The organism is Paraburkholderia pallida (assembly GCF_004524855.1).
Classification (GTDB): domain Bacteria; phylum Pseudomonadota; class Gammaproteobacteria; order Burkholderiales; family Burkholderiaceae; genus Paraburkholderia; species Paraburkholderia oxyphila.
This window is the reverse complement of record NZ_CP038149.1, coordinates 1,233,510-1,257,938: the sequence shown is the minus strand read 5'-3', so window position 1 is coordinate 1,257,938 and position 24,429 is coordinate 1,233,510. Positions and strand designations below refer to the sequence as shown.

The 24,429-nt window shown below is 62.2% G+C and carries 23 protein-coding genes and 1 pseudogene; 17 read left to right on the top strand and 7 right to left on the bottom strand.

Features of this window, described 5'->3' with window-relative positions; translation table 11 throughout:
- Positions 1-3: 3 nt before the first annotated feature.
- The 5 genes from E1956_RS20830 to E1956_RS20810 all read right to left on the bottom strand — a co-directional run bounded on the left by E1956_RS20830 (position 4) and on the right by E1956_RS20810 (position 5,245).
- Positions 4-954 carry an acetaldehyde dehydrogenase (acetylating) gene (locus tag E1956_RS20830; protein ID WP_134752496.1) on the bottom strand — a complete coding sequence of 317 codons (951 nt, stop codon included), beginning with the start codon at positions 952-954 and terminating at the stop codon, positions 4-6.
- A gap of 13 nt (positions 955-967) precedes the next feature.
- Positions 968-1,771 (bottom strand): 2-keto-4-pentenoate hydratase, encoded by an 804-nt coding sequence (gene mhpD, locus E1956_RS20825; protein ID WP_134752494.1) that lies wholly within the window; start codon positions 1,769-1,771, stop codon positions 968-970.
- Positions 1,772-1,827: 56 nt separating this feature from the next.
- On the bottom strand, positions 1,828-2,673 hold the full coding sequence (locus E1956_RS20820; protein WP_134752492.1) for an alpha/beta fold hydrolase: 846 nt from the start codon (positions 2,671-2,673) through the stop codon (positions 1,828-1,830).
- 73 nt (positions 2,674-2,746) lie between these two features.
- Entirely contained in the window at positions 2,747-3,640 is an 894-nt protein-coding gene (locus E1956_RS20815) for a VOC family protein (protein ID WP_232071851.1), read from the bottom strand.
- A 66-nt stretch (positions 3,641-3,706) separates the two neighbouring features.
- Positions 3,707-5,245: a bifunctional 3-(3-hydroxy-phenyl)propionate/3-hydroxycinnamic acid hydroxylase gene (locus tag E1956_RS20810; protein ID WP_134752488.1), complete on the bottom strand. Its 1,539-nt coding sequence runs from the start codon at positions 5,243-5,245 to the stop codon at positions 3,707-3,709.
- A 160-nt stretch (positions 5,246-5,405) separates the two neighbouring features.
- On the opposite strand from E1956_RS20810, the gene E1956_RS20805 reads away from it, so the two are divergent.
- Positions 5,406-6,122 carry a TetR/AcrR family transcriptional regulator gene (locus E1956_RS20805; protein ID WP_134752486.1) on the top strand — a complete coding sequence of 239 codons (717 nt, stop codon included), beginning with the start codon at positions 5,406-5,408 and terminating at the stop codon, positions 6,120-6,122.
- A 116-nt stretch (positions 6,123-6,238) separates the two neighbouring features.
- On the opposite strand, the gene E1956_RS20800 is transcribed toward E1956_RS20805, so the two are convergent.
- Together E1956_RS20800 and E1956_RS20795 are read right to left on the bottom strand one after the other, a co-directional pair.
- Positions 6,239-6,961: an SDR family NAD(P)-dependent oxidoreductase gene (locus E1956_RS20800; protein WP_134752484.1), complete on the bottom strand. Its 723-nt coding sequence runs from the start codon at positions 6,959-6,961 to the stop codon at positions 6,239-6,241.
- A 98-nt stretch (positions 6,962-7,059) separates the two neighbouring features.
- Complete coding sequence (locus tag E1956_RS20795) at positions 7,060-7,821, bottom strand: GntR family transcriptional regulator (RefSeq protein WP_134752482.1); 762 nt, start codon at positions 7,819-7,821, stop codon at positions 7,060-7,062.
- Positions 7,822-8,082: 261 nt separating this feature from the next.
- On the opposite strand from E1956_RS20795, the gene E1956_RS20790 reads away from it, so the two are divergent.
- The 16 genes and pseudogenes from E1956_RS20790 (at position 8,083) to E1956_RS20715 (ending at position 24,427) form a co-directional block, all read left to right on the top strand.
- Positions 8,083-9,321, top strand: coding sequence for a dienelactone hydrolase family protein (locus E1956_RS20790; RefSeq protein ID WP_134752480.1), 1,239 nt, complete (start codon positions 8,083-8,085; stop codon positions 9,319-9,321).
- A gap of 83 nt (positions 9,322-9,404) precedes the next feature.
- Positions 9,405-11,039: an ATP-dependent acyl-CoA ligase gene (locus E1956_RS20785; protein WP_134752478.1), complete on the top strand. Its 1,635-nt coding sequence runs from the start codon at positions 9,405-9,407 to the stop codon at positions 11,037-11,039.
- Positions 11,040-11,073: 34 nt separating this feature from the next.
- Positions 11,074-12,234, top strand: a complete 1,161-nt coding sequence (locus E1956_RS20780; RefSeq protein ID WP_134752476.1) for a thiolase family protein — start codon at positions 11,074-11,076, stop codon at positions 12,232-12,234.
- Positions 12,231-12,533, top strand: coding sequence for a zinc ribbon domain-containing protein (locus E1956_RS20775; protein WP_134752474.1), 303 nt, complete (start codon positions 12,231-12,233; stop codon positions 12,531-12,533). Before E1956_RS20780 ends, E1956_RS20775 begins: the two co-directional genes overlap by 4 nt.
- Positions 12,534-12,633: 100 nt before the next feature.
- Positions 12,634-13,680: a carbon-nitrogen hydrolase family protein gene (locus E1956_RS20770; RefSeq protein WP_134754686.1), complete on the top strand. Its 1,047-nt coding sequence runs from the start codon at positions 12,634-12,636 to the stop codon at positions 13,678-13,680.
- 17 nt (positions 13,681-13,697) lie between these two features.
- A complete protein-coding gene (locus E1956_RS20765; protein ID WP_134752472.1) occupies positions 13,698-14,798 on the top strand; it encodes a cupin domain-containing protein in 1,101 nt (366 codons plus the stop codon).
- 64 nt (positions 14,799-14,862) lie between these two features.
- A complete protein-coding gene (locus tag E1956_RS20760; RefSeq protein WP_134752470.1) occupies positions 14,863-15,771 on the top strand; it encodes a fumarylacetoacetate hydrolase family protein in 909 nt (302 codons plus the stop codon).
- Positions 15,772-15,781: 10 nt separating this feature from the next.
- A complete protein-coding gene (locus E1956_RS20755; protein WP_418789303.1) occupies positions 15,782-16,549 on the top strand; it encodes a maleate cis-trans isomerase family protein in 768 nt (255 codons plus the stop codon).
- 106 nt (positions 16,550-16,655) lie between these two features.
- Positions 16,656-17,990, top strand: coding sequence for an MFS transporter (locus tag E1956_RS20750; protein ID WP_232071768.1), 1,335 nt, complete (start codon positions 16,656-16,658; stop codon positions 17,988-17,990).
- Positions 17,987-18,502, top strand: a complete 516-nt coding sequence (locus E1956_RS20745) for a V4R domain-containing protein (RefSeq protein ID WP_134752464.1) — start codon at positions 17,987-17,989, stop codon at positions 18,500-18,502. The genes E1956_RS20750 and E1956_RS20745 overlap by 4 nt, the downstream gene beginning before the upstream one ends.
- Positions 18,424-19,863, top strand: a complete 1,440-nt coding sequence (locus tag E1956_RS20740) for an aromatic ring-hydroxylating dioxygenase subunit alpha (RefSeq protein ID WP_335930003.1) — start codon at positions 18,424-18,426, stop codon at positions 19,861-19,863. The genes E1956_RS20745 and E1956_RS20740 overlap by 79 nt, the downstream gene beginning before the upstream one ends.
- Complete coding sequence (locus tag E1956_RS20735) at positions 19,817-20,839, top strand: PDR/VanB family oxidoreductase (RefSeq protein WP_232071766.1); 1,023 nt, start codon at positions 19,817-19,819, stop codon at positions 20,837-20,839. Before E1956_RS20740 ends, E1956_RS20735 begins: the two co-directional genes overlap by 47 nt.
- An 81-nt stretch (positions 20,840-20,920) precedes the next feature.
- Positions 20,921-21,412: an aromatic-ring-hydroxylating dioxygenase subunit beta gene (locus E1956_RS20730; protein WP_134752462.1), complete on the top strand. Its 492-nt coding sequence runs from the start codon at positions 20,921-20,923 to the stop codon at positions 21,410-21,412.
- A 124-nt stretch (positions 21,413-21,536) separates the two neighbouring features.
- The gene (locus E1956_RS20725; RefSeq protein ID WP_232071764.1) at positions 21,537-22,661 is read left to right on the top strand and encodes a porin; all 1,125 of its coding nucleotides are present in this window, start codon (positions 21,537-21,539) and stop codon (positions 22,659-22,661) included.
- A 35-nt stretch (positions 22,662-22,696) separates the two neighbouring features.
- Positions 22,697-22,933, top strand: a pseudogene (locus tag E1956_RS20720) (ISKra4-like element ISBte1 family transposase); the annotation flags it as partial.
- A 333-nt stretch (positions 22,934-23,266) separates the two neighbouring features.
- A complete protein-coding gene (locus tag E1956_RS20715; RefSeq protein WP_134752459.1) occupies positions 23,267-24,427 on the top strand; it encodes a 2-aminoethylphosphonate--pyruvate transaminase in 1,161 nt (386 codons plus the stop codon).
- Positions 24,428-24,429 lie beyond the last annotated feature (2 nt).

Below are 24,429 nucleotides of genomic sequence, written 5' to 3'. Positions count from 1 at the left end.
GCGTTAGGCTCCTTGCACGCTAAGCAGCGTTTGCGCCATGCGCTCGGCGGTGGCGAGCGCAGCGGAAGTCATGATGTCGAGGTTGCCTGCGTACGCAGGCAGGTAGTGCGCAGCGCCTTCGACTTCGAGGAACACCGAGGTCTTCAGGCCGCTGAACTTGCCGAGGCCCGGAATATTGAGCGGCGCGCTGGCGGGAATTTCGTCGAATTGCACCTTCTGCTTGAGGCGATAGCCCGGCACGTACGCATGCACTTTTGCGACGGTCTCCTCGATCGACTGCTCGATCTTTGCGCGGTCCTCGAGATCGGAAAGCGTGTAGACGGTGTCGCGCATCATCACCGGCGGCTCGGCCGGGTTCAGCACGATGATGGCCTTGCCTTTCGCCGCACCGCCCACCACTTCAATCGCCTTCGAGGTGGTCTCGGTGAACTCGTCGATGTTCGCGCGCGTGCCCGGTCCCGCCGACTTGCTGCTGATCGACGCGACGATCTCCGCGTAATGCACCTTCGCCACGCGCGACACCGCGGCCACAATGGGGATGGTCGCCTGGCCGCCGCACGTGACCATGTTCACGTTGGGCGCATCGATATGCGCGTCGAGGTTCACCACTGGCACGCAATACGGGCCGATCGCGGCGGGCGTGAGGTCGATCATGCGGATCGAGGGTTTCAGCTTGCGCAGCAGCGCATCGTTCTTCACATGCGCGCCGGCCGAGGTCGCGTCGAACACAAAGTCGATGTCGTCGAACACGGGCAGGCGCGTGAGGCCTTCCGCGCCTTCATGCGTGGTGGCCACGCCCAATCGCGCGGCGCGTGCAAGACCGTCCGATTCAGGGTCGATGCCGACCATCGCCGCCATTTCCAGATGCTGGCTGTTGCGCAAGATCTTGATCATCAGATCCGTGCCGATGTTTCCCGAGCCGATGATCGCGGCCTTGAGTTTTTCCGAAGCCATTTGAGTTCCTCAATCAGGCGGTAAAGGTCGCGCGAACGCTGCCGAGGCCATCGATCTGCGCGGTGTAGGTGCCGGCGTCCTTCACGGCCACCATGGGCCCGAGCGCGCCGGTCAAGACCACGTCGCCCGCGCGCAGCGGCGTGCCGAGCTGCGCCATGCGGTCGGCGAGCCAGACTGCCGCGTTCAGCGGGTTGCCGAGGCACGCGGCACCATTGCCGCGCGAAAGCACTTCGCCGGCGCGCGAAAGTTCCATCGCGCAGGCGCTCAGATCGATCTGCGAAAGCGGCACGGGACGGCTGCCCACCACGAAACGGGCGCTCGATGCGTTGTCGGCCACCGTATCGACGAAGCGGATGTCCCAGTTCTGGATACGGCTATCCACCACCTCGATCGCCGCGAGTGCATATGCAGTGGCGTTCAGGATGTCGACGAACGTGTGCTTCTCCTGCGTGAGATCGCGTTCGAGCACGAGTGCGATTTCCGCCTCGACCTTCGGCTGAATCAGCTGCGAAAGTGGAATGGGTTCGCCGTCGCCATACGCCATCGAAGCGAACAGGGCGCCGAAGTCGGGCTGATCAACGCCCAGTTGCTTCTGCACCGCGAGCGACGTGAGGCCGATCTTGCGGCCCACGATGCGCTCGCCGTTCGCCACGCGCAGATCGACGTTGGCTTGCTGCACGGCATAAGCGGTTGCCATGTCGTCAAGCGGGTCGACGCCAGTAACGATCTCGCCACGCACGGGCTCGATCGCTAGACGCGATACTTCGGCTTCGCGCAACCGCGTGGCGAGGGCCTGAATGAGTTTGGAATCGGACATCGAATATTCCTTCTTCGGAGCAGGGCGGCCTGCCGCCAGTGCAGGCCCGCGCATCATCAGTTGTTCGCGATGAAGTCGATCACCGCCCGATTGAACTCGTCCGGATGCTCGATCATCGCCCAGTGCCCACAGCGATTGAGCAGCAGCAGACGCGAATCCGGAATGTTCGCGAGCAGGAACAGCGAAGTCTCGAACGAGACCACGCGGTCGTCCCGTCCGTGTATCAGCAACGTCGGCACCTTGATGGACGCAAGCAGTTCCGGCTTCACCCACTTCGGCAGCGGAGCGCCTTTCGGCAGGCCCGCCACATAGTTGCGCAGGTGCTCGGGGCGCGCGAGCGCCGCGTCGGAGCGGGCCTGGCACAAGTCGGGCGTGGCGAAGCGCGCCTTGTCGTACACCATGATCTCCACCAGGCGGCGCATGTTCTGCGGCGACGCGTCCTGATAGGCCTGAATCAGCACCTTGAGCCCTTCGGACGGACCGTCGCCGGCGCCGAAAAGCGTCGGCATGCGGCCGACCGGCGGCCCCATGGTGACGAGATGCGTGATGCGTTCGGGATGCTCGGTGGCGAGCCGCAGCGAGGTCTGCCCGCCCATCGAGTTGCCGACGAAGGCGGCCTTCTCGATGCCGAGCGCGTCCATGAACTGGATGGCCGCATCGACATGATCGAGCTGCTCGACGGTGGCGGCATCCGATTGCCCCCAACCCGGCATATCGACGGCATAGACGTGAAAATGCCTCGCGAGGGCTTCGATGTTGCCGCGGAAATTGCTCCAGCCGGTCGCGCCGGGTCCGCTGCCGTGGAGCAGGATCACGGGGTGGCCCTGGCCGGCTTCCTCATAGTGGAGCTGCCAGTCGCGGGTCTTGATGGTACGGCTCGTTTGAGCCTGCGTGAGCGTCATGGTGTAGGCCTTCCAAAATGGTTCGTTGAGCGGTGCCGCGGCACCGATGGGGCGGCGTCCGGTGGCGCCGCAATCACGCCTGAAGCAGGTCCGCCACGAGATTCGGCGGCCGATGCCCCCAGCTGCTGAGCCTGTCGAGGTGCTGGACCTGCCAGCTGGACTCGTCGATGACCAGCCCGCCCCAACCGAACTCCACGTTGAAGCCCGAGGGCGTGCGCACGTAGAAGCTGAACATGCGGTCGTTCGGATGCATGCCGAGCGTCATTTCGAACGGCTGCTTCGCGTCCATGCAGCGGTCGTAGGCCAGGCCAACATCGCTGATCTCGGTGGCCTCGACCATGAAGTGATGCATGCGCTTCGGAAACGGCATGTTGGCCAGCGCCACCGTGTGATGGCGGCCATTGCAGTGCAGAAACGTCACGCTTGCGACAATGCCCGGCGCCAATTCCTGATCGATGACATCGGTCACCTTGAAACCAAGGAGTCCATACCAGTCGAGCAGGACCTGGCGATCCATGCCTCGCTCGATCAGCACCTGATGCCCCGCGCCGCCCGCACCCGTCACGAAGTCCGATACCAGCCGCCCGGACGCGAACGGCGTATCGGCAACGGCCAGCCCGACATACAGTTCGACACGATTGCCGAGCGGGTCGGAGGTGACCACGATGCGCTGGACCTGTCGCGCTGCGCAGAGCTGCGCGTCGCCTTCCGTGACCGTGTTGCCGGCCGCGCGCAGCCGCGCGGCAATGGCGTCGAGATCGCTTTGCGTCGCGCAGCCGAAACCGGTGAATGCGAGATCGTCGGCATCGCCTTCGACGACGATCCAGCGGTGTACGGCATCGTCCATCCGCAGGGTCAAGGCCTCGTTGCTGCGGCTGCCCACCTGCATGCCCAGAAGATCGACGCCAAAGCGCTCCCAGGCCGCCAGATCGCTCGCCTCGATGCCGACATAGCCGAGCTCCGTCACTGTGCTCAATTCATTCTCTCCTTCATTGCTTCATTGATCGGCGCAGTTTCCCTGTCGCCCGGCGCATCAGGCGGGTACGGCGAGGCCGCTCACGTCGGCGGCGGCCACGAAGCGATCGGGCCGCAGCGCCACCGCACGAACGCCGTACTTGCGCAGCCAGGGACGCAGCACGCCGTCCAGATCGATGAACTCGTCGGGACCCTGCGTGTGCTCGTCCTGCTGACGCAACGCGATGTAGCGCGCGCCGAGCTTGTCCCACGCTGCCTTTTCCTGAGGCGTGAGTAGCGTGGCGGGGTCGATGTCGTCGCCGAGCAGCACGAAGCCGTCGCCAAGCAGATCGTCCAGTCGTGCCATCGCGCCGCGGTTGTCGCCCACGACCGGCTGCGGCACCATGCGGCCGACGATGCTTGCGTCGGCGAGCGGGCCGCGCAGCCATCCGGCGGCCAGCACCGGCGGTGCGATCAGCGGCGACTCGGGCGCATTCTCCGGAGGCGGTGCATGCAGCGCGGCCTGTTCCTCTTCCGAAAGCTCCTGCTTGATGATGCGGCCGAGCTGAACGGCGAGCTGCGTATAGAAGGTCGCGTTGGGCCGGCGTTCCGTCTCGTAGGTGTCCAGGAAGTGCTCAGGCAAGGTCTTGTTGAGCACGCCCGCGAGCTTCCAGCCAAGGTCGAACGCGTCGCGCATGCCGGTCTGCATCCCCGCGCCGGCCCAAGGCGGCATCAGATGCGCGGCGTCGCCCGCGAGGAAGACACGGCCAACGCGCCACTGGTCGGCCATGCGGGTGTGATGCCGGTAGAACGCGTACTGGTGAATCTCGACATCGGCCTCGCTCACGCCAAGGGCCTTGAGCAGCGGCCAAACCTGCTCGTGCGTCTGGAAGTCGGCTTCGCTCTCGCCGGGCTTGAGCGGCAGCTCCCAGCGGTGATTGCCGCCCGACAACGCGATGTCCACCACGGGCCGCTCCTTGTCGGACCAGAAGGTCAGCAGGTTGCGGTCCGGCCACCAGCGCTTGACGCGGCAGTCGATCACGATCCACTGCACATCGAGCGTATCGCCCAGCAGCTTCACGCCCATCATGCCGCGCGTGGCGCTGCTGCCGCCGTCACAGCCAATCACGTAGCGCACGCGTGTGCTGAGTGTTTCACCCGTCGCGGCGTCTCTCGAGGTGAGCGTGACGCCGTCGTCATCCTGCTCGAGCGACACCACTTCCTGGCCGTAGCGCACGTCGATTTCGCGGCCGTAGCGAGCGGCGCACTCGCGCAGGGCGGCTTCCATCGTCGGCTGATAGATGTTGAAGAAGCGCGGCTTGATGCCGAGCGTCGAAGGCGGATGCTCGATGCGCATGATTTCGGTGCCGTCGTAGCGCATCCAGCGCAGCGCGCGTTGCGGATCGATCTGCTTGAGCACGGGCTCGTCGACGCCCAGATTCTGGAAGATGCGCATCGTCCAGTCATTGACGGTCACGGCACGGGCGCGCGGATAAATGTCGCGATGCCGCTCGAACGCGACGCTGGAAATACCGTGCTTCGCCAGGGTGAGCGCGGCGATGACGCCGGTTGGGCCATAACCAACGATGGCAACGTCGGCGTCGAATTGCTGGGTCATATGAGGGTCTCCATTCGTTCTTTCGCCACGTGGCGGTGCAACCCACGCCTGCGACGAACGAATTGTACCGATGGGTCCAAAAGTGACCACCCAGGGGAAACGATTATTGGACCAATTGGTCCAATAATTTGCGGAGGTGCGTGGGACGTATACTTGCGGGATGGAAAATTCACAGCAAATCGGCAATCGGCGCGGTCAGCGATCGCGCCAGGAAATTCTCGACGCGGCAGCGCGCGTGATGTCGGCCTATGGCTACGCCGGCACCTCGATGTCGGCGCTCGTGGAGGCCACCGGCATCCCCAAGAGCGCGATCTACCATCACTTCGGCTCCAAGGCCGGCTTGCTCGCGGAGGTCATGGCGCGCGGCGCGCACGGCTTCTTCGCGGCCATGCACGAGGCTCACCAGAATCCACCGGAGGGCACGCCGCGCGAACGTCTGGGCTGGTACCTGCGGAAGACGGGCGAGGTGTTCCAGCACCGCGAGAACTTCCTGCGCCTGTTGTTCGTCATGGTCATGAGCGACGAGGCCGGGGAGCCGGAGGCCATGCAGACGGTGATCGAGGTGCGCAACGAAGGCCGCAACTACATGCAGGAGATGATCCGCAACGCGTTTGGCGCAGAGGGGGAGGCGATGGCGCCGGCGGAGGCCGAAGACCTTGCGTACTTCGGCATGATGGGTTTCGACGGCGCCTTCGTGTCGCTGCAGTCGGGCGATGCGCGATCGATGAAACGGCACATGGAGCAGCTCACCGACGCCCTGATCGCGCTGGGAGAGGCCCGCGCGCGCTCACTTCAGGAGAAGGGGGCGGCGTCGCGACGTAAGAGAGCTACGGCGGCAACGGGTGGCCGAGCAAAGAAAAAAGCGCAGGATAGCTAATCAATACGCAGGGCTGGAATTGTTGGCCAACGACGGGTGACGAACCCGGAAATTGTTCGCCACGCCATCACCCCTTCCTTGACCACGAACCCCGCGCCCGTGCGGGCGGCAAGACGCTAGTGGTCGGCACACGCGCCATCTCCCTTCCACCGCGCACGAAGATCGCGTGCCTCGGGCCCGGGAAACAGCTCGTCCTCGCCGGACAGTATGGCCTCGACAATCATGTTGGCCACATCGTGCGGAGAGACCTTGGCGACGGGGAGCCCGGCGCTCATCGGGGTGTCCATGGGGCCGGGATACACGCCGATGACACGCACGTTGGACGGCCGCAATTCCTCGCGCATGCCTTCCGTGAGAGAGTGGGCCGCTGCCTTGGATACCGAGTACGACCCGCATGCCACCAGGTGGTCAATCGAAAGCACGCTGAGGACATTGACGAACAGGCCTTCCTGCCGCTCTCTCATGAAAGGAGCGAGCGCTCGAGCGAGGCGCAAAGGGCCGAAGTAGTTGACTTCCATTTCTTCACGCGCCGCGTGCTCGTCGCGGCAAAATAAAACGCTATCCGCACGGTTGACGCCGGCATTGTTGATCACGATGCTGGTGTCCCGAAGGCGCGGTATCGACGCATCGATACTGGCTGGATCGGCCAGATCCATCGATATCGGCACGACCGTGGAAGGCAGACCTTGCTCGCGGAGGCGGCCCGGCGTTCGGGCAGCCGCATAGACCGTGCAGCCGAATCGCGAGAAGGTGTGAACCAGTTGCAACCCGAGCCCGCCCGTGGCGCCAGTGACCAGAACGGTTCTGCCTTTGAAGAAGTTCAAATCTCGCGGGTCCATCCCATATCCTCTCAAGATCGTGCCTCGCGGCCTTGCTGGCGGTGTCACGGTGAAGCCCGCGTGACTCGACGCCAATGTCAATCGGCAGGTGACAGCGCCTAGCCCTTCACCGGTCGAGCATCCTTTCTGGCCGCGCTCGTGCGGGAGAGCGCCTGGCCGGGCGTCTCGTCGAAACTCCCGCCAATAATGGCCTCCTGCGTGGTGTAGTAGAACGTCGCCGCGAGGCGCAGGCTGGCTGTGGTCTTCACTTTCGCGGCTTCGGCATCCGCGTGCATGAATGCCTCCAGAATGGCCCGATTGTTCTCGAGCGCCGCCTTCTGGACCTCCCTGTCGCGCAGCGTCGCCAGCCGAACTGCTTCGACATGGTCGCGCAGCCGATCGATGGTCTGGACGAGGTGCGGATTGGGCACCATGCCGATCCACGCTGTGCGAAACGCCTCCGACGCCTCGATGAATCGAGCCGCGTCGTCTGACGCGTAGGCCTGCTCGGCCGCCGATATCGCGGAGCGCATGCGGCCGAGTCCTTCGAGCGTGGTGTGCCTGCAAGCCTCACTGGCGGCAGTGGGCTCGAGAAGCAGGCGGGTCTCGAAGATGTTCGCGATGTCGGTGGGCGTGAAGCGCCTCAAGATGAAGCCGCGGGCCGTGCCTTCCAGCAGGCCCTCGCTTTTCATCTGCAACAGGGCTTCCCGCACCGGCATACGCGAGACGCCCAGCAAGGCCGCAATTTCGTGGTCCACGAGTTTGTGCTCGAACGAGACCTCACCCTTTCGGATCTGGTTGCGAACGTAGTGATAGACGCGTTCGCGGATGTTCTGTTTGGGTTCTTGACTCGCGGAGTCGACGGGGGTTTTCGTTGCCATAGTCAAAGGTGCATGGGTCGACGTTTTCGAAATTCTATCATGGTTGATCGCCGAATAGTATTCTATTTTTGTATCGTTAAGTTATTGATTTATAACGATAAAAACGTGCATATCAAAAATTTCTTGTGGGATGGCAAGTAAACAGTATACTGTTCTCAACAGTGCCGCAGCCTCAGGCCGCGAAGTGTGAGAACCCCTTGATGGTCGTGTCCTCGCGAACTGTGCGGCGCCTGGGAGTGGACAAGCCTGGAGGAGTCAGTGATGAGTGGTACGACGATCAGCATTTCTGAACATGGCAACACAAGCTTTACGGGATACCTGGCGTTGCCGCCGTCAGGCAGCGGTCCCGGCCTGATCCTTTGTCAGGAGATTTTTGGCGTCAACGCGCATATCCGTGAAGTCGCCGACCTCTACGCGCAAGAGGGTTATGTCGTGCTGGCCCCGGACTTCTTCTGGCGCCAGGCCGAGGGATGCGAACTCGAACCGGACGAAGCGGGCATGCAGAAGGCGATGGCGCTGCTGGAGGCGTTTCGCGACGACGAGGCGGTGGAGGATCTGCATGTGGCACTGGCCGTGCTGCGCGCAAGGCCCGAGGTCACGGGCGACTGTGGCGTGGTGGGCTTTTGTCTCGGAGGCAAGCTCGCGTATCTGGCCGCGGCGCACACGGACGCCTCCGTTTGCGTGGGATATTACGGCGTCGGCATCGAGCACCTCGTCGATCGCGCGCACGCGCTGCGCGGCAGGCTCGTGCTCCATTTCGCCGGCAACGACGCGCACTGCAACGAGGCCGCCCGCGCAACGATCTTCGCTGCGCTCGGACAGCGCGACAACGTCAGCCTGTATGTCTATCAAGGCGTGGACCACGCCTTCGCGCGCTTCGGCAGTCCCCATTTCGACAAATCGGCCAGCACGCTCGCGCACGATCGCACCATCGGCGCATTGCGGCGGGTGCTGGGACCGCACTATGACCTCGAAGCGCTGTGGGAACGGCATCTGCAACTCGAGTTCGAAACGCGCGACGCCGACGCGACGATGCAGACCATGGTCGCCGAGCCCTACGTCAATCATGTTCCAACCATGACGGGAGGCGTGGGCTACGCGTCGCTGAGGCGCTTCTACCAGCATCACTTCATTCACGCCAATCCGCCCGACACGCGGCAGATTCCCGTCTCGCGCACGGTTGGCGCGACGCAGATCGTCGACGAGATCCTGTTCTGTTTTACCCACACGCGCGAAATCGACTGGCTGCTGCCCGGTATCGCGCCGACTGGCCGCCAGGTCGAGATTCCGCTTGTGGGGATCGTGAAGTTTCGCGGCGACAAGCTTTGCCATGAACACATTTACTGGGACCAGGCGAGTGTGCTGGTGCAAATCGGGTTGATCGACGCGGGCGAGTTGCCGGTCGCCGGCATGGAAGCCGCGCGCAAGGTGATGGACGAAACGCTGCCCAGCAATACCCTGATGAATCGTTGGTCCGAAAGCGAAATGCTTTCGTCGTGAACTGATACCTGTCTTTTCGGACGTTCGGCGTTTCGTGCCTTGAATTCGTCCGGATTCATTTATTCATTTATTTAGTCATGCAAATGAAAATTTCAACGGACCCGACCCGGCCCGGTTTTTCCGACGTGGCGCCAGGATTACATGCACCGGCTTCACAGCGCACGGTGCCCGCCTTGTTGAAGGCGCGTGCTTCGGCCATGGGCGAAGCACCGCTGTTTTCCGACAGGACAACACAATGGTCCGGCGCCGACGCGCTCGAAGCGGCATCGCGCAGGGCTGGCGCATTACAGGCGGCTGGCATCCGGCAGGGCGATCGCGTTGCGTTGATGTGCTCGAACCGGGTCGAATTCATGGAAATCGTGCTCGGCTGCGGATGGCTCGGCGCAGTTGTCGTTCCGATCAATACCGCGTCGCGCGGCATGCAGCTGCAGCACATTCTTGCGAACTCGGGAGCCCGGCTGCTGGTCGCCGAATCGTCTTTGACCGGAGCGCTCGCCACGCTGGAACTGTCGGCACTTGCTCTGGAAAGCGTGTGGCTGATCGACGACGGCAAGGCCGCGGCGTCCCTGCCGCTCGCCTGCGAGCCCATGCCGCCACTTGGCGATGCGGTGGAGGCGTCGAATATCGGACCGGGCGATACGCTTGCGATCCTTTACACCTCCGGGACGTCTGGACTCTCGAAGGGCGTGGTTTGTCCGCATGCACAGTTTTACTGGTGGGGTGTGTATGCGGCGTTGCACATTGGCATTACGCGCGCGGACATCCTCTACACCGTGCTTCCGCTGTTCCATACCAACGCGTTGAACAGCTTCTTTCAGGCGCTGGTTTCGGGCGCCTCTCTGATTGTCGATACGCGGTTTTCGGCAAGCCGATTTTTCTCTTCGCTGATCGAGACTGGTGCAACGGTGACCTATCTGCTCGGCGCGATGGTTCCCATCCTGCTTTCGAAGCCAACGACCGACGCGGAGCGCGCGCATAAAGTCAGGATCGCATTGGCGCCGGGCGTCCCGGAGCAGTTTCTCAGCGACTTCACCGGACGCAGCGGCATCGAGCTGCTCGAAGGATTTGGCTCCACGGAGACCAACTGTGTGCTGGGGCGTGGCCTCGCGGACCAGCGTCCGGGATGGATGGGGCGCGTCGCTGAGGGCTTCGAGGCGCTCGTCGTCGATGAACATGACCAGCCCGTTGCGGACGGGCAGCCGGGCGAACTGCTGTTGCGCGCGACCGAGCCTTTCGCCTTTGCGACCGGCTATTTCGGCATGCCCGAGAAGACGGTCGAGGCGTGGAAGAACCTCTGGTTCCACACCGGCGACCGGGTCGTGCGCGATGCCGATGGGTATTACCGGTTCGTGGACCGGTTAAAGGACGCGATCCGGCGCCGCGGCGAGAACATTTCGTCGTACGAGGTCGAACAGACCCTGCTCAGCCATCCGGACATCGAGACCGCCGCGGTGTACGCGGTGCGCTCGGAACTGGCAGAAGACGAAGTGATGGCCGCCGTCGTATTGCGAGCGGGTTCGACACTGACTCCGGAGATGCTCGTAGCGCACTGCGAGCCGCGTCTCGCGTATTTCGCCATCCCGCGCTTCATCGAGTTCATGGATGACCTGCCCAAGACGGAAAACGGCAAGATCCAGAAATACCGGTTGCGTGAGCGTGGTACCGGAATCGATACCTGGGACCGCGAGGCGGCGGGCTATCAATTGAAGCGGGCCTGATCGGGTGAATCCAATCTGATGTCGGAACATTGCAATGAGTAAGCCAAAAAACTTCGATGGCGCCGTGATTACGGCCGCTGTCGAGATTCCGTACCGGCGGCGTCCCGAAGGTGTGACGACCGGCGGCCTGCTCGCTCAGGCCGTCGCGAAGGCGCTGGCGCAACTGGGCCTGCGGGCGTCGGACGTCGACGGGCTCGGTGTCGCTTCGTTTACGCTGGCTCCCGATCACGCCATCGACCTTGCGTGGCGCCTCGGCATCAGCCCGCGCTGGACGATGGACGACTGTCATGGCGGGGCAAGCGGGATCAATCTGCTTCAGCATGCGGTGCGAGCCGTGCAATCGGGCGATGCCTCGGTTGTGGTCCTCGTAGCGGGCGATCATTTCGGCCCCGGGGATTTCGCACAACTGACGGAGAACTACAACGCCACGACACGAAAGTACCTGCGCCCACTGAATTTCTCGGGCCCCAACGCGGTCTTTGCGATGTTGACGTCGCGCCATATGCAGCGCCACGGTCTTTCCCGTCACGACTATGCCGCGATCGCGGTGGCGCAGCGCGCATGGGCGTCCGGGAACCCCGACGCGGTATATCGCGCGCCCCTCACGCTCGACGACTACCTGGGCGCGCCGGTCGTCGCCGAGCCGCTGTGCCGCTTCGACTGCGTTCCGGTGGTCTCCGGCGCGAATGCGATAGTCGTCATGGCGTCGGACGACCGGCGCACGCCGTTGAACAGGGTTCGCGTGACTGCCCTGGAAGCACGGCACAACCCCGACCATCAGCAGGCAGACGGACTCACGACGGGCCTTGCGAATGTCGCGGGACGACTGTGGGCGACGGCTGGGTTTGGCCCGGACGAAGTCGATATCGTGTCTGTCTACGACGATTACCCGGCGATGGTCCTCATCCAGCTGGCGGACCTCGGATTCGCGCCATCCGGCGATCTACGCGACTTGATCGAGCGGATCGCCGCGCGAAAGCTGGCCGTGAATACATCGGGCGGCCAGCTCTCCGCGGGACAGGCGGGCGCAGCCGGTGGCATGCATGGTCTCGTAGAGGCAATCAGGCAGCTTCGCGGCGAGGCGGCGGGGCGCCAGGTCGAAGGCGCGCGCTCGGCCGTGGTGAGTGGCTACGGGATGGTCGAATATCGCTACGGCATGTGCGCGAATGCCGTCGTCATGGAGCGTATCGAATGATCTTTCACGTTTATCAATGCGCCGATTGTCAATTGACGCTCTTTCCCGAGCGCTACTTTTGCCCGGCGTGCGGTGGAATGCATTGGCGTGCTATGGAAGCCGGTGTCGGCACGATCGAACAGATCACACGCCTCTTCAGTCGCGCTGAAGCACCGGAAAACGAGCCGCTGGTACTGGCCACGGTACGCACCGAACCCGAAGCCTGGGTTGTCGCGCAGCTCGAAGGGACGATGGCGCGAGGCGAACGTGTCCGCCTGCAGATGCTCGATGACGGAAAAGTGATGGCTGTGCGGGCCTGACCTGCGGATTCCACCGGTCCGCCGATAGCGGGCTGATGAGGCTGAAGCATTTAACTACGGTTGAGAAATGGGATCGATCGACTCCCGGAAGGACTGTCATATGATTAGTACTCCATCATTCATTGCAGCAGCGATCCAGGCTGCGCCGGTGTATTTGAACACGCAGGCGACCATCGAAAAAGCGGTCAGGCTCATTCATGAGGCTGCCGCCAACGGAGCGCGCCTGATCGCGTTTCCGGAGGTGTTCGTTCCCGGCTACCCCTACTGGAGCTGGATGATGTCTCCAGTCAAGGGCAGCGCGTGGTTCGAGCGACTGGTGCGGCAGTCGATCACGGTGCCGGGTCCGGAAGTCGACGCGCTTTGCGAGGCGGCGCGGCAAGCGAACGCGTACGTTGTCATCGGGGTCAACGAGCGCCCGTCGCACAGCCTGGGCACGCTGTACAACACCATTCTGACCATCGGTTCGGACGGCCGGCTGCTCGGGCGACACCGCAAGCTCGTCCCGACCTGGGCCGAGAAGCTCACGTGGGGGAACGGCGACGCGAGCGGCTTGAAGGTGCATCAAACGGAGATTGGCCCGCTCGGCGCGCTCGCTTGCGGCGAAAACACCAATACGCTCGCCCGCTTCAGCCTGCTGGCACAGGGCGAACTGATTCATGTCGCCAGCTATATCGCGCTGCCGGTCGCGCCGCCCGACTATGACATGGCCGAGGCCATCAAGGTACGGGCGATGGCACATAGCTTCGAAGGGAAAGTCTTCACGATTGTCTCGTGCTCGACCGTGTCGGAAGAGATCGTTGCCGCAATGGAATCCGAATGTGATGAAGCCAGGTCGCTTCTCACGCGCCGCAATAGCGCATTTTCGGGCGTGATCGGGCCGGACGGGCGCGTCGTCGGAAATCCGCTGATCGACGAAGAGGGCATCGTCTATGCCGAAGTGGATCTGGCTCGCTGCATCCAGCCAAAGCAGATGCACGACATCGTCGGGCACTACAACCGCTTCGATATTTTCGATCTGCGTATTAACGCGAGTGAGCAGCCGCCCTTGCAAATCAGCAGGCCGTTACAGGCACGCGCTGACCTGTCTGCTTCGAAAACAGACGACACCACGGCCGCGGGCGTGCGCTGCACGGATCCATTCTTTTGACGATTGAGGAGACCAACATGCGAGACGACGTAATTGGCCGCGCGAACGTACAGGACACGCCTGAACTCGTGCAGTACTACGCGGAACTGGCGCAGTATGACGCCGGTGCGCTGTGGACGGTGGCAAACGACATCGAGCCTTGGGAGCCGCGCTCGTCCTCCGTGCCGACGCTGTGGCGCTACCGGGATCTGCGCGATCTCGTGATCCGCTCGGCCGAACTGGTGACACCGGAAAAGGCGGGGCGGCGGGTCGTGATGCTGACCAATCCCAACCGGAAGGACGTGAGCGCATGCGTCGGATGGCTTTACTCGGGCCTGCAGGTGATGCGACCCGGGGAGGAGGCGTCGGCACACCGTCATTCGGCTTCCGCGCTGCGCTTCATCATGGAAGGCAGCGGCGCCTATACCGTGGTCGACGGGCACAAGATTCCGCTCGGCGCGCGAGATTTCGTGCTCACGCCGAACGGCACCTGGCACCAGCATGGGGTGCGCGCGGACGGCGGCTGGTGCATCTGGCAGGACGGCCTCGATATTCCCTTGATCAACGCCCTCGAAGCGAACTTCTACGAAGTCCATCCGCAGCGCTTTCAGGAGGTGACAAAGCCCATCGACGACTCGGCCAAGACCTACGGCGGCCCAGGCGTCTTGCCCGTGAATCACGTGTGGGCAAAACCCTACTCGCCGTTGTTCAAGTATCAGTGGGACGCCACCTACGAAGCCTTGCAACGGTACGCGAGTGTTAGCGACGCTTCGCCTTATGACGGCACGATGCTGCAATTCGTGAACCCCGTCACCGGCAAAGACGTCATGCCGACAATCGGCGCGGCGATGCAGATGCTGCGTCCTGGCGAGCAGACCCAGGCTCACCGGCATACCGGAAGTGTGATGTATCAGGTGGCGAAAGGACGAGGCCACTCGATCATCGCGGGGCGCCGTTTCGACTGGGAGGAGCGCGACATATTCTGCGTGCCTTCGTGGGCGCTGCACGAGCATGTGAACGCGTCGGATACCGAAGATGCCTGTCTCTTTTCGTTCAACGACTTGCCGGTCATCCGTTCGCTGGGCCTGTATCGCGAGGAAGCATACACGGACAACGGCGGACATCAGGCCGAGCACTGACCACCAGCGTGGCAAACAAATGCCGAGTCCTCAAAGGACCGCGCAACCGTAATCGGAGAGCAATGTGAAGTTGATCACCTATCGTAATCGGGACCTCGAAACGCGCCTCGGCGCGATAGTGGGGAATCTGGCCATCGACCTCGAAAAGCTCGGCGAGGCACACGGCCTCGCGATACCGGGCAGCATGCTGGAGTTTATCGACGCATCGCCCACTGCGTTGAAGCAATGCGCCGCCTTGATCGCCGAGACGGGCGATGCGTGGCCGTTGGGTGTGGCGACGCCGCTCGAGAATGTGAAGTTGCTGGCACCCATTCCGCGTCCTCGCAAGAATATTTTCGGCATTGGTCTGAACTACGTCGAGCACGTTGCAGAGTCGTCGCGTTCGCTCGATACGTCCTCCGATTTGCCCAAGCAGCCTGTTATTTTCTCGAAGCCGCCGACGACGGTGATCGGCCATGGCGACGCGATCCAGCATAACGGCAAGATCACGAAGCAGCTTGACTGGGAGGCGGAACTCGCGGTCGTCATTGGCAAGACTGCCACGCGGATCGACGAGAGCGACGCGATGTCCCATGTGTTCGGCTACTGCGTCCTGAACGACATCAGCGCGCGCGATTGCCGCCGCGCAGGGCAGTGGATTTTCTCGAAAGGTCAGGATACCTATGCGCCTATGGGACCGTGCATCGTGACAGCCGACGAGATTCCCGATCCCCACAACCTGGCGATCTGGTTGAACGTCAACGGCGTGGAAAAGCAGAAGTCCAACACACGCTACATGCTGTTCAAGGTGCCTCAACTGATCGCGGATATCAGTTCTGGCATCACGCTGGAACCGGGCGACATCATCGCCACGGGGACACCGTCAGGGGTAGGCGCTGGAAGAACGCCTCAGGAATGGTTGAAGCCAGGCGATGTGGTGGAGCTGGGTGTCGAGGGGATTGGCACGTTGCGCAACCCCGTTGTCGCGATCTGAGAGGTTCGACATGTTTACCACAGAGAAGCCGCGCGCAATCCGCGTCGGCCAGATCGTGCCAAGCTCGAATACGACGATGGAAACCGAAATTCCCACCGTGTTGCGCGCGCGGGAGTCGGTCCTTCCGGAGCGTTTCACGTTTCATTCGAGCCGGATGCGGATGAAGCATGTCACGAAGTCTGAGCTGGAGCGCATGGATGCGGACTCGGACCGCTGCGCGGATGAGCTGTCCGATGCGCGCATGGACGTGATCGGCTACGCGTGTCTCGTCGCGATCATGAGCATGGGCCATGGCTATCACCGCCAATCCGAACTGCGGCTTCAGCAGCGCACCGTTCTGAACGGTGGATCCGCTCCGCTCGTCACCAGTGCCGGGGCGCTCATCGACGGACTCACTGCGATGAAGGCGCGGCGCATCTCGATCATCTGTCCGTACATGAAGCCGCTGACCAGACTGGTGGTCGACTACATCGAAAACGAGGGCTTCGAAGTCCACGACTATTGCGCACTGGAAATCCCGGACAACCTGGAGGTGGGTGCGCGCGATCCCATGGCGCTTGTCGAGATCTACAAAAAGGTTTCCCTGGCGAATATCGACGTGCTCGTCCTGTCCGCATGCGTACAGATGCCGTCTCTGGCTGCGATCCCGGTCGTGCAGGGCGCCTCGGGCATACCGGTGGTGTCGGCTGCGGCCTGTACGACCTGGCAAATGCTCAAGAAACTGGGGCTCGCAACGAAAGTCCCCAGCGCCGGAGCGTTGTTGTCCGGAGACTATTGACAGGACACGTCGAGCAACGCGCGAAGACATCCGAACAGCGAGCAGGTCAATCGAATGATCGATGCTCGTATTCAACCACCTCGTTTGTGATATCGAGGAGACAATCTTGAACTCAAGTACATCTATTTCGGCCACGGGTCGCGATGCCGAAGTATCGGAATCGACTTTACGGCGCACGGTCATCACTTCCGTAGTGGGACAGGCCCTGGAGTGGTACGACTTCTTTCTCTACGGCACAGCCTCGGCACTGGTGTTCGGGGAATTCTTCTTTCCAATCGGCAAGGATCCCCTTATTGGCACGATGCTGTCGTTCGGCGGATTTCTCGTGGGGTTCATGGCGAGGCCGATTGGCGGGATTGTCTGTGGGCACCTCGGCGACCGGATCGGCCGCAAACGGGTGCTGATCCTGACGCTGCTCATCATGGGCACCGCGACGTTTCTCATGGGCCTGCTGCCGACTTACAACCACATTGGCATCTGGGCGCCGGTGCTGCTGCTCGCGTTGCGCGTCGTTCAGGGCCTGGCCGCGGGAGGCGAGTGGAGCGGCAGCATCCTCATTATCAGCGAAAGCGTGGCGCCTTCGCGGCGCGGCTTCCTTTCCGCATGGAGCCCCGGTGGGGCGACGACGGGGTTCGTGCTGTCGTCGGCCGCGTTCCTGCTGGCAAGGATGCTGCCCCATGACGATTTCGTGCAGTGGGGCTGGCGGCTGCCGTTTCTTGGCAGTGTCGTCATTGTCGGGCTCGGGTACTACGTGCGCCGGCGCATTCCGGAGAGCGCCGAGTTCGTCAAGCTCGAAAGTTCTAATGCCCGGGTCCGGATGCCGGTGCTCGAAGTGCTGCGACATCATCCCAAAGAATTGCTGATGGTATTTGGCCTGCGCTTTGGCGAAGGTGGCGCTTCTTATGTGCTCTTTGCGTTCTCGCTGGCCTATGGGAAGTTCATGGGCCTGCCGGGCAACCTGTTGCTGATGGCCTTGACGGTCTCGATGGTGTTGATGATCCCGTTTTCGCTGTGGTTCGGTTACTTGTCGGACCGGTTTGGGCGACGCCCCATCTATCTGGTGGGCGCAGTCGGGATCATGGCCGTGGCGTTTCCGTTCTTCTTCATGCTGCAGTCCGGGAATACAGCGTTGATCGTGATGGCCTATGTGCTCTCGACGAGTATTGCGATCGGCGCGCTCGAAGGCGCTCAGCCAGCCTATATGTCGGAGCTCTTCGCAGCAGATGTGCGCTACTCGGGCTTGGGGGTGGGGCGTGAAATCGCGTCGGTGCTGGGTGCCGGCCTCGCGCCGATGCTCTCGACAGGGCTGCTTGCCCACTATCGGAGCCCGTGGCCGGTTGCTGCGTATCTGTTCCTGCTGGGCTTGAGCATTGTTATCGCGTTGAGGTTCACGCCGGAAACCTTGCCTCGGCATCTGCGCGCCGGCGGAGCACGACGATGAACGGCATCGTTTCGCGCCTCGAACACGATCTGGAGCAGGGCGAAATCCTGGACGGCAAGCGCCGCTATCTGCTGATGCGCCCCGATGTGCTGATGGGGATACTCCGTGGTCTCGACGAGACGACCCGTGCAGCGGTCTTGAAGAGCTTCACGCGCGCCGCGTATGAAAACGGCGGCCGGAGCATCGAGGCCTACGCTAGAGACGCCGATGGGCGGGCCCTGCTTGACGTGGTCTGCGAGACTTCCGCGGGCCTTGGCTGGGGAAAGTGGGACGCCGAGCTCGAGCACGACCGCCTGCGGCTGACGGTGCGCAACAGTCCGTTTGCCTGGGGGCATGGCGTGTCGTCATGCCCGGTGTGTGCGCCCGTCGTGGGCATATTGCAGTCAGTGGCGAAGCAGATTCTGGGTGGTCCTATCGTGGCCGAAGAGGTTGCGTGTGGCGCGATGTCGGGAGGGGCCTGCGAATTCGTTGCGTACCGGGAAGACCGGAGTCAGGAGGGCAATCTGAAATGAGACCGTCATTTTCATTCCGTCATGATCCGGAGGCAATCCGGACGTTGTTCGACGACGATCGCGTCCATCGCGACGTCTATCTCAACGACGAACTCTTTCAGCTCGAATGCGAACGCTTGTTCGCGCGATCATGGGTCTATGTGGGACACGAGAGCCAGGTGCCGGGCGCCGGAGACTTCATCACCACGTCGGTTGCCGGTCAGCCACTGGTCATGATCAAACAGGCCGACGGCACGGTCCGGATCATGCTCAATCGCTGCGCACACAAAGGCGCGATGCTGGTATCCGCGCCTTCCGGCAATGTCGGGAAATTCTTCAAGTGCCCCTATCACGCATGGACTTACCGGACCGATGGCAAACCGCTCGCGGTGCCATTGCGCGCAGGCTATGAGGGCACACGGCTCGCCGCCTGCGAGAACTCACGTGGACTCGAAAGCGTCGCCACGGCAACGTATCGCGGCTTTGTATTTGCCCGGCTGGCGCGCGATGGCATCGCTTTCGAGGATTACTTCGGCGACATGCTGGGCGTGCTGGACAATCTCGCTGACCGGTCGCCAACCGGCGAACTGCGGATTGCCGGAGGCGTCTTTCGCAGCGTGATGAACTGCAACTGGAAGATGTACCTCGAGAACGTGATCGACGCGGTGCATCCCATCTCGACGCACGCGTCGGCCTGGCAGACCGCGCGCGACATTGCGCAGGAGTGGGCACACGACGAGCCGAAGCCTATGGAACTGGAGCAACTGCTCCCGTTCGGGTCGAGCTATGACTTCTATCAGCAGGCCGGCGCGCGCATCTTTCCAAACGGCCACTGCATTCTGGGCACGCGATCCAGCATCCATACGGGGCAGGACTTGCCTGCGGACTACCGCGACGCGTTGGTGAAGGCACACGGAGAGCCGCGCGTATCGGAGATCCTCGCCTTTACACCACAGAACTCCGTGCTGTTTCCGACGCTCGCGATCAAGAGCACGCCGCAAACCATGCGGGTGATCCGGCCGCTTGCGGTCAACCGCACGCTGGTCGAGATCTTCGCGCTGGAACCGGTTGGCGCGCCGACGGAGCTGTTGCAACGCACGCTGTCATACAACCGGCTCGTCTTCTCGCCGATGTCGGTGGTGGCCCATGACGACATTCAGGTATTCGAAACGATGCAGGCGGCGTTGGCGGCGCGAGGTAATCCATGGGTCAGTTTGCATCGGGAATGCCGGGGGGGCGAGCACGGGGGAGCGCCCGCGGACGTCAGCGGCAACGACGAGGTCCTGATGCGCAACATGTATCGCTCGTGGGTCGATTTAATGGGACAGCGGGCTGATGGAGAAGACGAACTGGCGCGGGAGCAATGCGATGAACTGTCATGACGAAGCGACGCTCGAGCTGATCGTCGATGAAATCCGGTCGTTGACGCCCGAAATCCAGTCCTACCGGCTAGTGCTGCCGGACCGTTCTGCGCTCCCAGCCTTTGCGGCCGGTGCGCACATCCGGGTGCGCGTGTTTCCAGACGGCGGCGTGCAGTGGCGACACTATTCGCTCGTGAACTTCGACACCGACGCCGCGGCAACGGCAGGCCCGCAGAGTTATGACATCGCCGTGAAGCGGGAAGACGGCGGCAAAGGCGGATCGCGATGGATGCATGAGCAGGTCCGGGAGGGGGACAGGCTGGTGGTCGGGCATCCCGTCAACGGGTTTGGTCTCGATCCCGAGGGGTACGCCGTTCTGATCGCGGGCGGAATTGGCATCACGCCTATTACTTCGATGGCTGCCGCACTCGCAGGTGCGGGGCGGAAGTTTCAGTTGCACTACAGCGCACGCAGCCGCTTGAACATGCCATTTATCGAGGAACTGTCCGCATTGGCAGACAAGCGGCTCGCGCGTCATTACGACGACGTTCCCGAGACCCGCCTGGATCTCGCACGTGTATTGGACGCGACAAATCCGGCCACGTCGCTGTATGTCTGCGGCCCGAAGGGCATGGTCGACGCTGCCATCAGCCTCGCGATCGAGCGTGGCTGGGCGCGCAGTCGAATTCATGTCGAGCTGTTTTCGGAAACCGGGCCAGACGCAGCCGACACGGCATTCGAAGTGGAATTGCGCCAATCGAACCGGGTGCTGCAGGTCCGGCCTGACAAGACGATTCTGGACACGCTGCTCGAAGCGGGGCTGGACCCCCTCTACGACTGCAGGCGAGGTGAGTGCGGTGTTTGCCAGACAGCGGTTATTGAGGGTGACGTCGATCACCGGGACTACTGCCTGAGTGAGGCGGAAAGGCGCTCAGGGCGTGTCATGCAGATTTGCGTCTCCAGGGCGCGTCAAGGCCGGCTGGTCCTTGACCTGTAGAGCCGTCACGCGACGCGGCGCATCTCCGATGGCGCGGCAGTCACGGCACACGAGGGGCATGATTAGTTTGAGGACACAAGCATGAAAAGTAGCGATTCGATGCGCGATGCGGTGATTGAATTCATCTATGAAGAGGCGCGGTTGCTGGATGAGAAGCGCTTTGATGAGTGGTATGAGCGCTTCGCGACGGGCGGCGTGTACTGGATGCCGATGGTGCCGGGGCAATCGGATGCGGCTAACCACGCTTCGCTCATGTACGAAGATCTTGTGATGCTGAGGCTTCGGATTGAGCGGTTGAAGCAGCCTCACGCCCATTCCCAGCAGCCGGCGAGCCGCTGTCTGCATGTCCTGCAGCGGCCCTTCGTCAACCTGCCGGAAGAGGGCGGCGAGGAAATCTATCGGGCCCATACCCCAATGATCTATAGCGAGACGCGTGGTGGCGAGCAGTGGATATACGCCGCCACGGCGAGTCATGAACTGGTTCTGGAAAACGGGGACTTGAGGATTCTTAAGAAGCGGGTCGAATTGCTTAATTGCGATGCCCCTCTGCCTGCCATTCAGATATTTCTGTGATTGCGGCTGCTTCGTTGCCCGAGGTTTCGGGCTAACCAATTGTGGATCTATCGAGGTCATCCCAATTCCATAAATTTAGCATAACTATATTTATTCAAAGGTTTACGCATAAGGAGACATGGCAATGAACTATAAACTGGCAAGCCTGATGGTCCTTTCGACCATCACGGCAGGAGCACACGCTCAAAGCTCCGTAACGCTTTACGGCATCATCGCGACGGGTATCGAGTATGTCAGCAATGAAGGTGGCCATAGCGCTGTAGCCATGGTGTCGGGGGCAAACCAGAACAATCGCTGGGGATTGCGTATTGTTGAAGACCTGGGCGGGGGATTGAAGGCGGTCGCGACACTGGAGAACGGTTTCAGCAGCACGAACGGCGAGTTGGGGCAAGGCGGGCGGATGTTCGGGCGTCAGGCGTTCGTCGGTCTGTCCAGCACGCAATACGGTACGTTGACGGCCGGCCGCCAGTATGACGTGCTGTTCGACTACCTGGACCGGATTGAACCGCAGGCATTGGGGCCCGGCCTCGGAACGAGCGTCGGGAGCAACGACAATGTCGAAGGCAACTTCAGGTACAACAATTCGATCAAGTACCGCTCGCCCAACTTCTTTGGCGTGGAATTCGAGGCCCTGTATGCCTTTTCCAACAAGGCCGGCGCCTTCCAGCAAAACCGGGCGTTCAGCACCGGAATCAACTATGCCAAGGGCCCCGTGCAGTTCGCGGTGGCCTATCTGGACCTCGACTACCCGGGTGCCGTCCTCAACGCTTCGGGGGCCGTCACCGATGATTATTCGGGCGCACCGTTTGCGCTCTTTCATTCGAGTCCGCTGAACAGTCAGGTGGGCGTCCGACGTCAACAGGTCATCGCAACAGGGGGCGAATACGATTTTGGCCGCGTGCAACTCGCCGGCATGTATTCAAATGTCCAATACTCGTATCTGGATCACACCAGCCTGCACCTGAATAACGTGGATGCAATCGCGGTCTACGACGTGACGCCCGCGTTGTTCGTTTCCGCTGCTTATCTTTATACGAACGGCGTGTATGGCGGGATCGTCGCAAGTTCACACTGGAATACGGCGCAGGCTGCGATCGACTATTTCCTGAGCAAGCGAACCGATGTCTACCTGTACGCGGACTATATCCGTGCCTCGGGACCGTTGGCAGAGGCGGTGACGTTCCTGAACGCGCCGTCGAGTTCAAAAAACCAGACGGCGGTCCTCGCGGGCATTCGACATAAGTTTTAAGGTTCCTCGCCCTTGAGCGGACATCGCGCCTTTGGCGCAATGACGCTCGCGGACGCTGCTTCGCTTACCTCCACACACCCGAGCCCGAGCCTGCCGATCGAACGCTGGCCTTTCTTGCACAGGAAGGCGTCGGCTCGGGCCAGCCGGTAACTTTCCTCTCCGTTGGCGGCGACACCGTGCGCCGTGCCCAGCCCGATTTTGGCGAGCGCGTACTCGACAGGTTCCACGTCGCCATGCCGGCAAAGGACCTCGAGCAGATTTGTGGCAATTTGTGGCATTTGCGAATCCACAACTACCAGCACCCCTAAACGGCACTTTTTGGCATCTCCGCCCATCAGGAATAAGACGCTGCCAGATGACCGCCTGGTCCCTGACGCCATGCCGTGCAAACCGAATCGGGCTCAGCCACGCGGAGCCTGACGGCATTTCTTACGAACAGCCTGCGCTGTATCGCTCGCCGAGTGAAAAATCATGGCGATCTGCGATCGGTATATCCCCTGGTAATGTGGCGATTTGTTGCATATTGACTGATTTTGTTGCGTCCCATAAAGTGACGCAACAGTGCAGTGACGCAATGACCGACCCGACATCCACGGAGACACATCATGACGGCCACATCCCTCTCGTCCCCTCCCGCAGCTTCAGAAACCGGCGATCCGCTTCTGCTCACGCCCGGCCCGCTCACCACCTCGCGCACCGTCAAGGCCGCGATGGTTCACGACTGGGGATCGCGCGACGCGAACTTCGTCGAAATCAACCGCTCGGTGCTCGCGAGGCTGGCGGAGATTGCGAACGGCGCGGGTGACTGGGTGACCGTGCCGATGCAGGGTTCCGGCACGTTCGCCGTCGAGGCGATGCTCACCACCTTCGTGCCCGCGAAAGGCGAGGTGCTGGTGTTGATCAACGGCGCCTACGGCAAGCGCGCGAAGCGCATTCTCGATATAGCCGGCCGCAAGACTGTCGTGTACGAAACGGCCGAAGACACGCCGCCTGATCTCGCGCAGGTCGAAGCGCTGCTCGCGAGCCAGCCGTCGATCACGCATGTGTTCACGATTCATTGCGAGACCACCTCGGGCATCCTGAACCCCATCGCGCAGATCGGCGCGCTCGCGCACAAGTACGGCAAGGGCTATCTCGTCGATTCGATGAGCGCATTCGGCGCGTTGCCGCTCGACGTGCAGACCATGCATATCGACGCGGTCGCGGCATCGTCGAACAAGTGCATCGAAGGCGTGCCGGGCCTCGGCTTCGTGATCTGCCGGCGCGAGGCGCTCTCGCGCACCCAGGGCAACGCCACCACGCTCGTGCTCGATCTGTACGAGCAATCGACCAACCTGGAGAAGACGAGCCAGTACCGCTTCACGCCGCCCACCCATGTGATCGTGGCGTTCCACCAGGCGCTCAACGAGTTCGATGCCGAAGGCGGCGTGGCGGGGCGCGGCGCGCGCTATCGCGCCAACTGCAAGATCCTGCTCGAAGGCATGCGCGCACTCGGCTTCAAGCCGCTGCTGCCCGATGCGCTGCAGGCACCCATCATCGTCACGTTCCACATTCCCGACGACCCGCGCTTCGTATTCAATCAGTTCTACGAAAGTCTGAAGGCGCGCGGCTACGTGATCTACCCGGGCAAGCTTACCGTGGCGGACTCGTTCCGCATCGGCTGTATCGGCCGCCTCGGCGAAAAGGAAATGCGCGCTGCGCTCGCCGCCATCGCCGAGGTTCTCGAATCCATGGGCATGACCGGCGCCCTTGCAAAGACGGCATGAAA